Origin of the sequence: Streptomyces sp. NPDC026673, assembly GCF_040638135.1 — a bacterium.
Taxonomy (GTDB): domain Bacteria; phylum Actinomycetota; class Actinomycetes; order Streptomycetales; family Streptomycetaceae; genus Actinacidiphila.
The window spans coordinates 1-12,530 of sequence record NZ_JBEZXR010000092.1 but is presented as its reverse complement, the minus strand read 5'-3'; the positions used below and the strand labels follow the sequence as shown (position 1 = coordinate 12,530).

Annotated in this window: 11 protein-coding genes; 5 read left to right on the top strand and 6 right to left on the bottom strand. The window is 72.6% G+C overall.

The annotated features are described in order from the left end of the window. Positions 1-10: 10 nt before the first annotated feature. The 4 genes from AB0F62_RS37285 to AB0F62_RS37270 are packed head-to-tail and all read right to left on the bottom strand — an operon-like array spanning position 11 to position 4,557. Complete coding sequence (locus tag AB0F62_RS37285; RefSeq protein WP_361809991.1) at positions 11-1,207, bottom strand: ROK family transcriptional regulator; 1,197 nt, start codon at positions 1,205-1,207, stop codon at positions 11-13. Between the two features lie 35 nt (positions 1,208-1,242). Beyond that, entirely contained in the window at positions 1,243-2,112 is an 870-nt protein-coding gene (locus AB0F62_RS37280; protein ID WP_361809989.1) for a carbohydrate ABC transporter permease, read from the bottom strand. Next, complete coding sequence (locus AB0F62_RS37275; RefSeq protein WP_361809987.1) at positions 2,112-3,122, bottom strand: sugar ABC transporter permease; 1,011 nt, start codon at positions 3,120-3,122, stop codon at positions 2,112-2,114. Before AB0F62_RS37275 ends, AB0F62_RS37280 begins: the two co-directional genes overlap by 1 nt. Positions 3,123-3,156: 34 nt before the next feature. After that, on the bottom strand, positions 3,157-4,557 hold the full coding sequence (locus AB0F62_RS37270; protein WP_361809985.1) for an extracellular solute-binding protein: 1,401 nt from the start codon (positions 4,555-4,557) through the stop codon (positions 3,157-3,159). Positions 4,558-4,707: 150 nt separating this feature from the next. On the opposite strand from AB0F62_RS37270, the gene AB0F62_RS37265 reads away from it, so the two are divergent. The 4 genes from AB0F62_RS37265 to AB0F62_RS37250 are packed head-to-tail and all read left to right on the top strand — an operon-like array spanning position 4,708 to position 9,888. Beyond that, complete coding sequence (locus tag AB0F62_RS37265; protein ID WP_361809983.1) at positions 4,708-5,754, top strand: zinc-binding alcohol dehydrogenase; 1,047 nt, start codon at positions 4,708-4,710, stop codon at positions 5,752-5,754. Positions 5,755-5,768: 14 nt separating this feature from the next. Further along, entirely contained in the window at positions 5,769-6,569 is an 801-nt protein-coding gene (locus tag AB0F62_RS37260; protein WP_361809981.1) for a sugar phosphate isomerase/epimerase family protein, read from the top strand. Further along, positions 6,566-7,936: a hypothetical protein gene (locus AB0F62_RS37255; protein WP_361809979.1), complete on the top strand. Its 1,371-nt coding sequence runs from the start codon at positions 6,566-6,568 to the stop codon at positions 7,934-7,936. The genes AB0F62_RS37260 and AB0F62_RS37255 overlap by 4 nt, the downstream gene beginning before the upstream one ends. Beyond that, on the top strand, positions 7,933-9,888 hold the full coding sequence (locus AB0F62_RS37250) for a glycogen debranching N-terminal domain-containing protein (RefSeq protein ID WP_361809977.1): 1,956 nt from the start codon (positions 7,933-7,935) through the stop codon (positions 9,886-9,888). The genes AB0F62_RS37255 and AB0F62_RS37250 overlap by 4 nt, the downstream gene beginning before the upstream one ends. Before the next feature lie 78 nt (positions 9,889-9,966). On the opposite strand, the gene AB0F62_RS37245 is transcribed toward AB0F62_RS37250, so the two are convergent. Together AB0F62_RS37245 and AB0F62_RS37240 are read right to left on the bottom strand one after the other, a co-directional pair. Then, positions 9,967-10,800, bottom strand: coding sequence for an oxidoreductase (locus tag AB0F62_RS37245; RefSeq protein WP_361809975.1), 834 nt, complete (start codon positions 10,798-10,800; stop codon positions 9,967-9,969). A gap of 139 nt (positions 10,801-10,939) precedes the next feature. Then, positions 10,940-11,800, bottom strand: coding sequence for a helix-turn-helix transcriptional regulator (locus AB0F62_RS37240; RefSeq protein WP_361809973.1), 861 nt, complete (start codon positions 11,798-11,800; stop codon positions 10,940-10,942). Positions 11,801-11,941: 141 nt separating this feature from the next. On the opposite strand from AB0F62_RS37240, the gene AB0F62_RS37235 reads away from it, so the two are divergent. Next, on the top strand, positions 11,942-12,361 hold the full coding sequence (locus AB0F62_RS37235) for a hypothetical protein (protein ID WP_361809969.1): 420 nt from the start codon (positions 11,942-11,944) through the stop codon (positions 12,359-12,361). Positions 12,362-12,530: the final 169 nt, after the last annotated feature.

Here is a 12,530-nt window from a genome sequence, read left to right as displayed (position 1 = left end):
TGCTCCAGGGTCAGTTCGGGCCCGCGGCGGCCAGGCGTTCATTGGCCTGGTCCGGGGCGTACAGGTGCTCGACCACCATCGCGGTGGCGCCGGCGAGGGCGGCGCGATCGCCCAGGCGGGAGGTGACGACCTGCAGGTTGCGGGTGGCCCGGGGAAGCGCGCGCTGGTAGAGCAGTTCGCGCACCCCGGTGACGAAGTGGGTCTCGGCGAGGTCTCCGGCGATCATCAGGACGCCGGGGTTGAGCAGGGTCACCACCGTGACCAGCACCTCGCCGCAGCGCCGCCCGGCCTCGCGGGCCAGACGCACCGCGTCGGGATGGCCGGCGTCCAGGTGCTCGCGGACTTCCGCGGCGGAAGCGGCGGGCACCCCGAGGGCGCTGAGCTGCCCGGCCAGTGCCCGGCCGCTGGCGACGGCGGCCAGGCAGCCGTGGGAGCCGCACATGCACAGCGCGTCGGAGGCGTCGTGCAGGCGGATGTGCCCGAGGTCGCCGGCTCCGCCGTCGATCCCGCGGAAGGCGCTGCCGTCGATGACGACGCCCGCGCCGATGCCGGTGGACACCTTCACCAGGACGAAGGCCGAGCAGTCGCGCCAGGAGTCGCGCTGCTCGCCGAGGGCCATCAGGTTGGCGTCGTTGTCGACCAGGACGGGCACGGAGACGGGCAGTCCCGCGTGCTCGGCGAGCGCCTCCTGCATCCGGGCCGGGACGGGGAAGCCGTCCCAGCCGGGCATGATGGGCGGCCGGACCACCACGCCGGTGGTCCAGTCGACGGGGCCCGGCACCGACAGGCCGACGCCGCACACCGTGGCCGCGGGTACGCCGGCGGCGTCGATCAACTCGGCGAACCACCGGCCGAGTTCGTCCAGCACCCGGTCCGGGCCCTGGTCGAGCAGCAACTCCCCGGTGTGCTCGGCGAGTACCCGCCCGGACAGGTCCAGCACCGCGGCTCGGGCCTGGGTGGTGTCCAGGTCGGCGGCGAGCACGGCGGCGTGCGCGGAGTCGAACTGCAGGTGGGTGGAGGGCCGTCCGCCGGTGGACTGCCCGCCCGGTACGGTGCGCAGCCAGCCGGCGGCGAAGAGCTGGTCCAGCCGCTGGCCGACGGTGGAGCGGGACAGGCCCGTCACGCGCTGGAGTTCCCCGCGGGTGGTGGCCTGCCCGGTCCTGATCAGTTCCAGCAGGTGTCCGGCGGTGCTCCAGGGCGTAGCCATCCGTCCTCGGTCCCCCTCGTGTCGGGCCATGGTGCTCAGCTCTTGTCCGCGCCGCTGGTCAGGCCCTCGGTGAGAAGCCGCTCGGCCGCGTAGAAAAGGAGTACCACGGGAATCGTCAACACGACGGAGCCCGCCATGAGTACGGTCTTCGGCACTTCGATCCCGTTGGCGAGCTGCTGCAGCCCCAGGGAGACGGTCCACTTGTCCGGATCGGCGGCGAGGAACAGCAGCGCGAACAGGAACTCGTTCCAGGCGATCATGAAGACATACAGGCCGGTGGCCATCAGCGAGGGCGCGGCGAGGGGCAGGACCACGCGCCGCACGGTCTGCAGGCGCGAGGCGCCGTCGAGGGCGGCGGCCTCCTCGATGCTCTTGGGGATGGTCACGAAGTAGTTCTTCAGCATGTAGATGGAGACCGGCACGGTCTGCGCGATGTAGACGATCGCGAGGCCGAAGAGGCTGCCCTGAAGGCCGATCCGGGCGAAGATCACGAACAGCGGCACCGCGAGCAGCGTCGAGGGGAAGAGGTAGACCGCCAGGAACAGCGCGCTGGCCTTCCGCCCGCCGAAGAACTTCAGCCGGGCGATAGCGTAGGCGCCGGGGACCGACACCAGCAGGGTCAGCAGCATGCTCCCGAGCGCCACCAGGGCGGAGTTGCCGAGCATCCGCAGGAAGCCCTGACCGCCGTCGTCCACCGATTCGAGGACGGTGCGGTAGGTGTCGAGGGTGAACTCGGAGGTGCCGACCCACAGCTTGCCGGGATCGAGCAGCAGCTGGTCGATCGGCTTCACCGAGAGCAGCAGCATGTAGTAGAAGGGGAAGATCGTGACCAGCGCGAGTCCGGCGATCACCACCCAGCGCAGGACGGCGAAGGTGCGGTCCTCGATCTGTGCGCGACTGGCCATCACGCCTCCTCCTGAACCTTCTTGGCGAAGAACTTGAAGTAGATGCCGAGCAGCACGGCGAGGATCGCCGCGAGGACGAGGGCCTGTGCGGCGGCCGCGCCCACGTCGTAGCGGGCGGTGAGGAAGTCGTAGACGCGCACGGCGACGACGTCGGTACCGGATCCGCCACCGGTGAGCAGGTAGATGTCGTCGAACTTGTTGAAGGTGAGGATGAAGCGCAGCACCGACAGCAGCGCGACGACCGGCATCAGCTGCGGCAGCAGGATGTGGCGGAACCGCTGCGTGATCGTGGCGCCGTCGACGACGGCGGCCTCCTCCAGGCCCTCCGGGACGGCCTGCAGCCGGGCCATCAGGAAGAGGAAGGCGAACGGGAAGTAGCGCCAGGTCTCGAAGGCGATCACGGTGAGCAGGGCCAGCGGCACGTGGACGTGCCAGCCGAGGAGGGAGATCTCCTGGGATCGCGTCGACAGGAAGGCGACCGGCTCGTCCCAGCCGAACACCTTGGTGCCGACCTCGTTGACGATGCCGAACTGCGGGCTGAGGGCGATCTCCCAGACGAACGTCACGGCGACCACGGGGGCCACGTAGGGCAGCAGCATGGTGCCCCGCAGCAGGGCCCGGCCGCGGAACGGGCGGCGCAGCGCGAGCGCCGCGATCAGCCCGAGGACGATGGATCCCGCGGTGGCGCCGACGGTGTAGGCCAGCGTGGTCCACAGCGAGGTCCAGAAACCCGGCGAGGTGAAGACCTCGCTGAAGTTGCGCCAGGTCCAGTTGGACAGGAATCCCATGCTCTGGATGTCGACGAGCCGGGCGCGCTGGAAGGCCAGCACAACGGTCCAGGCGATCGGCAGGACCACGACGACCAGGACGACCAGGAGGGTGGGCGAGACGAAGGCGAGCCCGGCGCGGTTCTCCCGCTGGGCCAGCGTCGGGGACCGGCGCGGCGGCTCGGTGGGCGAGGTGTCCGCCGCCGGCGTTCTCGGCTGCTGTGTGCTCTGTGCGGTGCTCATCACTGCTTCCTTGAAGGACGAGGCCGGTGGCGGCTCACTGAAGGGACTTCTGCAGGGCCGCGACTTCCTCGTCGGCCTCCTCGGCGGCCTCCCGCGGGGAGGTCTGGCCCGTGGTCATGTCGCCCACCGCCTTGGGAATGGGCAGCTCGCCGATGGTGGCGCCCACCAGGGCGCCCTGGCCCTGGGTGATGCCCCAGCGCTTCATGTCGCTGACGCCCGACGCGAGTTCGTCGAGCAGCTTGGGCGAGAAGACCGATTCCATGGGCTTCTTGGTGTCGACGCCGATGTCGCTGGCGCGCCAGGCCTCGAGGTACTTGCGGGGATCGTCGGCCGTTCCCGCCCGGACCGGGATCTTGCCCTCGGGGGCCATGCCGAACCAGCCCTGGTAGCCGTCGCTCATCATGAACTTGATGAACTTCTCGGAGGCCGCGGTCTCTGCGGTCTTCGTCACGACCCAGGAGGAGATCTCGCCGAACTGCGCGGGCCGGGCGGCGTCGGGGCCGCTCAGCGAGGTGACGATCGCGCTGTTGTCGGAGAGGTACTGCGGGTCCTTCTTGCACTGGGCGCAGCTGGGCAGGGCGTCGCCCCGCAGTCCGGCCAGTTCGTCGAGGAGGAAGGTGGACCAGACGATCATGGACGAGCGGCCGGCGAAGTAGGTGGCCCGCGTGGTGTCCACGGTCTGGGTGCCCGGGGCGCCGTAGTCGCCGGCGAGCTTGTCGTAGGTGTCGAAGGCGCGGTGGCAGCGGGGACTGTCGAGGGTGACGTCGCCCTTGGTGTCGGCGAGTTCGCAGCCGTTGGCGAGGGCGAGGTCCTCGAAGCTCTGCTGGGTGAAGACGTCGCTGGGGTCGGTGGAGAGCGAGATGCCGCTCGTGCCGCCGCTGTTGAGCTTCCGCGCGGCCTCGAGCATCGCGTCGTAGCTGTCGGGTGCGGCGAGGCCGGCCTTGGCGAAGAGGTCCTTGCGGTAGACGAGGATCTGCATCCAGGCGTCGCTGGGGACACCGAGGCGGGTGGAGCCGTCGCCGGTGAGTTTGAGGGCGTTGCCGTTGAAGGTGCCCGGACCGAGGTCGTCGATGATCTTCTCGGTCGCGTCGGTGTCGAGCAGGCCGTTGGTGTACATCTGCCAGACCGGCGCGAGGGGTATGCCGCCGATGACGTCCGGGAGCGTCCCCGCGGCGGCGGCCGACATGATCAGCTGCGGCAACTGCCCCTCGTCCACGCCCACGAGGTCCACCTGCACGCCGCTGCTCTTCTCGAAGGCGGCGACGGTCTTCTTCGTCGCCTCCACGCGGTCGGTGAGGTTCTCCAGGCTCCAGACGGTGATCTTGTTGTCGGGTTTCCCGTTGTCCTGAGCGGCACAGCCGGACATCACCCCGATTCCCACTACGGCGGCCAAGCAGCTCGCCAGCGCCCTCGACCGTCGGGACCACATGCGCATCAACCGTCCTCACGTCAGCCTTGCGTTACGTACGCGTTGCATCAGAGCACCACTTTTGCTTGTTGACAAGACTTAAGTCTCGGATATCTTCGACGTAAGTCAGTCTTCGACGGCTGAACGAACCGCATAACCGAACTTTCCGGAGCCCCTGTGGAACGCGTCGTCCAGTTCACCGGCCCCCGTCAGGTGGAGGTCGCCCCGAGCGAGTCAGCCCCCCTGCCCCCTGGCCATCTGCGCGTACGAACCCGCTACTCCGGCATATCGGCGGGCACCGAACTCACCGCCTACCGCGGCACCAACCCGTATCTGACCCGCACCTGGGACCCGGAGTCGCGCCTGTTCCGCGAGGGCGCGGCGGGCATGGAGTACCCCGTGGCGGGCTGGGGCTACTCCGAGGTCGGCGAGGTGGTCGAGGTCTCGCCCGAACTGACGGACACACCGGGGCTGCCGACCACCGGCGACCTCGTCTGGGGCATCTGGGGCCACCGCAGCGAGGGCATCGTGCCCGCCGAGCGCATGATCGGGCACACGCTGCCGGCCGGCCTCGCACCCCTCGCCGGGGCCTTCGCCCGGGTCGGAGCGATCGCATACAACGCGGTCCTCGGCGGCGACATCCACCTCGGCGAGGACGTCGCCGTCTTCGGGCAGGGCGTGATCGGCCTGCTGACCACCAGGCTCGCCCAGTTGAGCGGCGCCCGCGTCACCGCCGTGGACGCGCTGGACGTCCGGTTGGCCAAGGCCGCGGAGTACGGCGCGACGACCACCCTCAACGCCCGCACCGACGCGGTCGCCGAGCGGATCCGCGCCGCCACCGACGGCCGCGGCGCCGACGTCGCCATCGAGATCAGCGGCGTCTACCCCGCCCTGCACGACGCCCTGCGCTCGGTGGCCGTGGGCGGCAGGGTCGTCGCCTCCGGTTTCTACCAGGGCGACGGCGTGGGCCTGCGGCTCGGCGACGAGTTCCACCACAACCGGGTGCAGCTCATCTGCTCCCAGATCGGCGGCGTCCCGCCGCAGCTCTCCGGCCGCTGGACCGTCGAACGGCTCCAGCAGACCTTCCTGCGGCTCGTCGCCGAGGGACGGGTCGACGTCGAGTCCCTCGTCAGCCATGTCGTCCCGGTCGCCGACGCGGCCGAAGCCTATGTCCTGCTGGATGAGCGTCCCGCCGACGCGCTCCAGGTCGTCCTGGAGTTCTGAGAGGCCCCTCGATCATGTTCAAGACCGCTTGCCAGGAACAGCTGCTGCCCGGCGACACCCTCCAGCAGAAGTGGGAGTTCGCCCAGGACGCGGGCTACGACGCCATCGAACTGCGCGGCAAGGGCGGCTTCCACTTCCGCGACCGCCTGCCGGAGCTGCGCAAGGCCCAGGCCGACGGCGTCGTCATGCCCACCGTCTGCGTCGAGATGCTGCACTTCTTCGGCGCCTTCGACGCCGACCTGCGCCGTGACGCCGTCGCACAGATGAAGTCGCAGCTCAGCGTCATCGCCGAACTCGGCGGGCTGGGTGCCCAGACCCCCGCCTCGTACGGCATGTTCTCCCGCCGGCTGCCGCCCTTCGAGCCGCCGCGCGACGAGGACGAGGACCGCGAGGTGCTGCTGGCCGGTCTGGCGGAACTGGGCGAGCACGCCAGGGCCGAGGGCGTCACGCTCTTCCTGGAACCCCTCAACCGCTACGAGGACCACATGGTCAACCGGCTCGAGCAGGCCGCCGACCTGATCCGTACCGTCGGTCTGGACTCGGTGCGCATCGGCATCGACAGCTACCACATGAACATCGAGGAGACCGACCCCGCGGCCGCCATCCTCGCCGTGGCGCCGCTCATCGGCCACGCCCAGGTCAGCGACTCCAACCGCTTCCAGCCCGGCGCGGGCCACCTGGACTGGCCCGCCTGGCTCGGTGCCCTGGACGCCGCCGGATACGACGGCCACCTCGCCGCGGAGTGCCGCCTGACCGGCGACCCCGTCGACGCCGTGCGCTCCGTCCCCGCCTTCCTGCACCGGGCCGCCGGATGACGGCCGTCCTCGAACCGGCCCTGCGCTCCCCGGACCGCGAGAGCGACCGTGACGCCGCGCTGCGCCGGGACGCCGCCCGCGTACTGCTCGCCAACTGGACGGGCGCGGCGACCGTGCCCTCCCGCACCCTCTACCCGCACCAGTGGAGCTGGGACTCCGCGTTCATCGCCATCGGTCTGGCCCGGCTGGCCCCGCGCAGGGCCCAGCGGGAACTGGAGACCCTGCTGGGCGCGCAGTGGCGCGACGGCCGTGTCCCGCACATCGTCTTCAACCCCTCGGTGCCCCTGGACGCGTACTTCCCGAGCCCCGACTTCTGGCGCAGCTCGGGCGCGGGCGCCGCGTCGGGCGCGCCTTCGGACATCGAGACCTCCGGCATCGTCCAGCCGCCGGTGCACGCCCTCGCCGCCTGGCAGGTCCACCTCGCCGACCCGGCCGAGTCCCGGCGCCGCGGCTTCCTGCGCCGGATGTACCCCCGGCTGGCGGCATGGCACCGCTACCTCGCCGCCTCGCGCGACCTGGGCGGCGGCGGGCTGGCGGCCGTGGTGCACCCCTGGGAGCCGGGTCTGGACAACAGCCCGGTCTGGGACGCGGCCCTGGCCCGGGTCGAGCCGGCGCCCCCGGAGTCCTTCCGCAGGGCGGACCTCGACCACAGCGCCGCGGCCGACCGCCCCACCGACCTCGACTACGGCCGCTACGTCCGGCTCGCCGCCACCTACCGGGACCACGGTTACGACGACGCGCGCACCCCGCACGCCTTCGCCCTCGAGGACCCGTGCTTCAACGCCCTGTTCATCGCCTCCGAGCACGCCCTCGCCGAGATCGCCGCGGCGGCCGGTGCCGACCCGGGACCGCACCGCCGCAGGGCGGCCGCGGCCACGACCGCGCTGGTCGACCGGCTGTGGGACCCGGACGCGGGGATCTTCCTCGCCCGCGACCTGACCACCGGCGAGACCGTCGGCGGCCACAGCGTCGCCGGGCTCGTCCCCCTGATCGTCCCCGGCCTCCCCGGCCGTGTCGCGCGGTCGCTCATCGCGACGGCGCACGGTGAGCGCTTCCGGTTGGGAAGCGTGCACCTCGTGCCGAGCTACGACCTCACCGCCCCCGAGTTCGACGGCAACCGCTACTGGCGCGGGCCCAGTTGGTTCAACACCGCGTGGCTGGTCCACCGCGGCCTGCGGCAGCACGGCGCGGCCGGGGCCGCCGATGCCCTGCGCGAGCAGGCACTCGCCGACGCCCGCCGCACCGGATTCGCCGAGTACGTCGAACCGCACGGCGGGCAGGGCCGCGGCATCCGCCGCTTCAGCTGGACCGCCGCCCTGGCCCTGGACCTGCTGCACCGGACACCGCAAGGAGAGCCCGCCGAATGAGCGTCGAACGCCTGCTGGTGCACCGCGGCACCTTCGCCTCCACCAGCCGCTCCGGTGACATCACCGGCCGCCGCGGCGACACCCCGGACGGACTCTTCCTCCGCGACGCGCGGCATCTGAGCCGCTGGCGGCTCACCGTCGACGGCGCCGTACCGGCCCTGCTGACCTCAGCCGACGACGGCGTCGTACTCACCCCCGAGGGCGGCCGGGACGAGCCGCCGGCGTACGCGGTCTTCCGCCGGCAGGCCGTGGTGGCGGGCGCCCTCACCGAACGCGTCCGCGTGGTCGGCAACCGCGCGGAGCCCACCACGGTGGAGATCGCGCTCGAGGTCGACGCGGACTTCGCCGACCAGTTCGAGCTGCGCGCCGACCACCGGCACTACGACAAGGCCGACGGCGCGCGCACCGCCGAGGACGGGCCGAGCGGTGTCACCTTCCGCTACCGGCGCGGCGCGGACTGGGACGCCCACACCACCGTGACCGCCTCCCCCGCCCCCGCCGAGAGCCGCCCGCTGGAGCCAGGGGGTACGGCCCGGCTGCTGACCTGGCGGCTCCCGCTGCCCGGTCACGGTGCCGCCGAGCTGGCGCTGAGCGTACGGGCCGTGCCGCACGGCACCGCGGCACCCGCCGCTCCACCGGACCCCGCGGCGGTCCGCAACCGGCACGCGGCGGAGGAGGACGCCTTCGTCCAGGCGCGTCCGAGGCCCCGCTCGCTGACCGACTGGGACGAACTGGCGCGCGCATGCGCGGCGGGACTGGCCGACCTGGCCCGGCTCCGCGTGCCCGCGACGGGCCCGTCGGGCGAGCCCCTGCTGGTGCCCGCGGCCGGGATCCCGTGGTTCCTCACGCTCTTCGGCCGCGACTCCCTGCTCACCTCGCTGTTCGCGCTGCCCTACCGGCCGGAACTCGCCGCCGACACGCTGCTCGCGCTGGCGGCCACCCAGGGCACCCGCCACGACGCGTCCCGCCTCGAGCAGCCGGGCAGGATCGTCCACGAGGTCCGGCACGGCGAACTCGCCCACTTCCGGCAGGTCCCCTACGGCCGCTACTACGGGAGCGTCGACGCCACACCGCTGTTCCTGGTCCTGCTGGAGTCCTACACCGCGGCGACCGGTGACACGCGGCTCGCGCGGCGCCTGGAGACGCACGCCCGCGCCGCGGTGGAGTGGATGTTCCAGGACGGCGGGCTGGGCGGGGACGGCTATCTCCGCTACACCTCCGACGCCGCGCGCGGCGGGCTGGCGCATCAGAACTGGAAGGACTCCGAGGGGGCCATCTGCTTCGCCGACGGCGGCCGTCCCGACGGCGCGCTCGCGGTCGCCGAGGTCCAGGGCTACGCCTACGACGCGCTGGTCCGCACCGCGCGCCTGGCCCGTACGGTCTGGGGCGACGCGGAGGAGGCGGCCCGGCTCGAGAAGGCGGCCGCGGACCTGCGGGAGCGCTTCCGGCGGGACTTCTGGATGAGCGGCCCGGGCTTCCCCGCCCTCGCCCTGGACGGCGGGAACCGGCAGGTCGACGCCCTCGCCTCGGACGCCGGGCACCTGCTGTGGTCCGGGATCCTCGACGCGGCCGACGCGCGGACGGTGGGGCGCCGGCTGCTGCAGCCGGACTTCTTCTCCGGCTGGGGCATCCGCACCCTCGCGGCGGGCCAGGCCCCCTACCACCCGCTGTCGTACCACCGGGGCAGCATCTGGCCGCACGACAACGCGATCGTCGTACTGGGGCTCGCGCGCAGCGGCCTGGCGGAGGAGGCGTCCGAGGTCGCCCACGGACTGGTCCGCGCGGCCGCCGCGCACGACTGGCGGCTGCCCGAGGTCATGGCCGGCTACGGACGGGACGAACACCCCGTCCCCGTCCCGTATCCGCACTCCTGCTCCCCCCAGGCCTGGGCGGCGGCCACGCCCCTGGCGCTGCTGACGGCGCTCAACGGCGGGCCCGACGCGCTGGGCTGAGCCGTGAACCACGACGGCCGCCGGGCCCCGCCGTGACGGCGGGGCCCGGCGGCCTCGGCGGGAGAGCCGACGGCTCGATCAGGACGTGAAGTCGGTGGACAGGGCCAGGTCCCGCCACGTCCCGAGCTCGCGGGCCACCCCGGCGAGCTTGTTCTCCACGTCGGCCACGCTGGCCTTGCCCAGCGGGATCCGGGCCGGCATCTCCTCCGCGCGGGCGACGGTGATGATGGCGGTCGCCGCCTTCACCGGGTCGCCGTCCTGGGCGTGGTTGCTGTCGTCGGCCCAGTCGCGCATGCCGCCCGCGCTCGCCTGGTAGTCCTCGATGACCCGCTCCGTACGGTGCAGGGAGGAGGAGTCGAGGAAGTCCGTGCGGAAGGGGCCCGGCTCGATGGCGGTCGCCTGGATGCCGAGCGGCGCGAGCTCCAGGCGCAGGGCCTCGGTCATCGCCTCGACGGAGAACTTGGTGGCGCAGTACAGGCCCCACCCGGCCCAGCCGACGAAGCCGCCGACGGAGCTGAGGTTGATGATCCGGCCCGAGCGCCGGGCCCGCATGACGGGCAGGACGGCACGGGTCACCGTCAGCAGTCCGAAGACGTTCGTGTCGAACACCGCGCGCGCCTCCGCGTCGCTGGTCTCCTCCACCGCGCCGAGCAGGCCCCGGCCCGCGTTGTTGACGAGGACGTCGATCGCGCCGAACCGCTCGACCGCGGCCTCGACGGCGGCCCGCCCCTGCCGCTCGTCGTTCACGTCGAGCGGCACGGCCAGCAGCCGGTCGGCGTGGACCGCGAGCGCCTCCTCCACGGCTCGGGGGCTGCGGGCGGTGGCCACGACGTTGTCGCCCTGCTCCAGGGCCTGCCGCGCGATTTCGAGGCCGAACCCGCGGGATGCGCCGGTGATGAACCACGTCGTCATGGTGATGTGCTCCTCATGGTCACTGGGGGGGTCGTTCTGTCGACGGGTTCCCAGCCTGTGCCCGGGCGGCAGGGCGGACCAGAGAGAGCTCAGCCGTAGGAAACGCCTGCCTGGGACCGGTGGTACCAGGCAGATCCGGTCACGGACGCACGGCCGCGGGGCTCGCCGACCAGGTGGCCAGGAAGCGCAGCGCCTCATAGGCGGGGGTGTCGGGCTGCGCCGTGTAGACGAAGACGGTCTGGCCCGGGTCGTCGCCGACGACGAGGCTCTGGAAGTCCAGCGTCATGGCGCCCGCGACCGGGTGCCGGAAGCTCTTCCGGCCGGAGGCCCGGGTCCGCACCCGGTGGTCGGACCACCAGCGGCGGAAGTCGGCGTCGGCGGTGGAGAGTTCCTCCACCAGGGCCTTGAGCCGGGTGTCCTCCGGGTCGCGCGCCGCGCCCATGCGGAGGTAGGCGACGCACTCCCGGGCCACGTGCCGCCAGTCGACATAGAGCTCGCGGAAGGCCGGGTCCAGGAACGCCATGCGCACCAGGTTGCGTTCGGGCTCCGGCACGGCCGCGAAGTCGGTCAGCAGCGCCGCGCCCAGCGGGTTCCAGCCCAGGACGTCCAGCCGGTGGCTCAGCAGGAGGGCGGGGAACTCCTGGAAGCCGTTGAGCAGGGTCTGCGTCTCCGGCCGGATGCGCGTCGGCGCCGGGGGCTGCGGCTCCACGCCGGACACGGCGACCCGCAGCAGGTAGTCCCGCTCGTCGGGCCGCAGCCGCAACGCCCGCGCCAGCGACTCCAGGACGGCCGTCGAGACGTGCGCCGTACGGCCCTGCTCCAGCCGCACCACGTAGTCCACGCTCACGTTCGCCAGCTGCGCCAGCTCCTCCCGCCGGAGTCCCGGCACCCGGCGGTGCCGTCCGTCGTCCGGCAGGCCCACGTCCCCGGGGTTCACGCGGGAGCGGCACGCCCGCAGGAAATCACCCAGCGTGGTGTTCGAGGCATTCCGGTGACTCATACGTCGATTATCGGCGCTCCCCCGCCCGTCCGGGCCCGGCCAGAGGCGGCGCACGGGCGCTCGTGGACCGGCCCCGCGTGATGGATCACCGACTTGACCTGCGAAGATGCGGGGCAACCGAGAGCTGTGGGGAGACGGCGGATGGGCGTTTGGCGAGCATGCGGCGGCCTGGCCATGCGCCGGGTCCGGTGGACGGTGACGGGTACCGCGGCGGCCGTCGTCCTGGGACTGGCCGGTTGCTCGGCGGAGGCCGGAGGCGACGACTCCGGGACCGCGCGTCAGGTGACGCTGGTGAACTCCTCCGCGTGGACGGTGCGGGTGTTCGGCTGCCCGAACTGCGGATCACGGGGCCTCGGTGTGGTCTCCGGTAGCTATTACGGGTGGCGGGAGCGGCGCCCGCTGCCGCTCGAGTTCTCCGTCGTCGTGCGGGGCGTACGCTCGACGTGCCCGGCGCTGGTTCCCCTCGCGCGGGATCCCGGGGAGGCCGGCGGGCGGGACTGGAACGTCGAGGTCGACGCGGCGGGCACCTGCGTCGCGGGTCCGGCGTCGCTCGACCCCTGACCTCCCCGCGCCCGCGCCCGGCGGACGGCGGCGGTGGCGATGCACCGCCGCACCCCCGCGACGACGACGGCGCCCCGCCTCGCCATGGCTGATGGCGGCGAGCTGTTCGAAGTAGCCGAAACGCTCGATGCCGGGGCTGAGGACCACCACCACGTCGGCCTCCTCACCC

Bases quoted from the DNA above. Each gene is read 5' to 3' on its own strand.
- AB0F62_RS37275 (WP_361809987.1), bottom strand. From the start codon at position 3,122: ATGAGCACCGCACAGAGCACACAGCAGCCGAGAACGCCGGCGGCGGAC.
- AB0F62_RS37235 (WP_361809969.1), top strand. From the start codon at position 11,942: ATGGGCGTTTGGCGAGCATGCGGCGGCCTGGCCATGCGCCGGGTCCGG.
- AB0F62_RS37255 (WP_361809979.1), top strand. From the start codon at position 6,566: ATGACGGCCGTCCTCGAACCGGCCCTGCGCTCCCCGGACCGCGAGAGC.
- AB0F62_RS37260 (WP_361809981.1), top strand. From the start codon at position 5,769: ATGTTCAAGACCGCTTGCCAGGAACAGCTGCTGCCCGGCGACACCCTC.
- AB0F62_RS37285 (WP_361809991.1), bottom strand. From the start codon at position 1,207: ATGGCTACGCCCTGGAGCACCGCCGGACACCTGCTGGAACTGATCAGG.
- AB0F62_RS37250 (WP_361809977.1), top strand. From the start codon at position 7,933: ATGAGCGTCGAACGCCTGCTGGTGCACCGCGGCACCTTCGCCTCCACC.
- AB0F62_RS37270 (WP_361809985.1), bottom strand. From the start codon at position 4,557: ATGCGCATGTGGTCCCGACGGTCGAGGGCGCTGGCGAGCTGCTTGGCC.
- AB0F62_RS37240 (WP_361809973.1), bottom strand. From the start codon at position 11,800: ATGAGTCACCGGAATGCCTCGAACACCACGCTGGGTGATTTCCTGCGG.
- AB0F62_RS37245 (WP_361809975.1), bottom strand. From the start codon at position 10,800: ATGACGACGTGGTTCATCACCGGCGCATCCCGCGGGTTCGGCCTCGAA.
- AB0F62_RS37280 (WP_361809989.1), bottom strand. From the start codon at position 2,112: ATGGCCAGTCGCGCACAGATCGAGGACCGCACCTTCGCCGTCCTGCGC.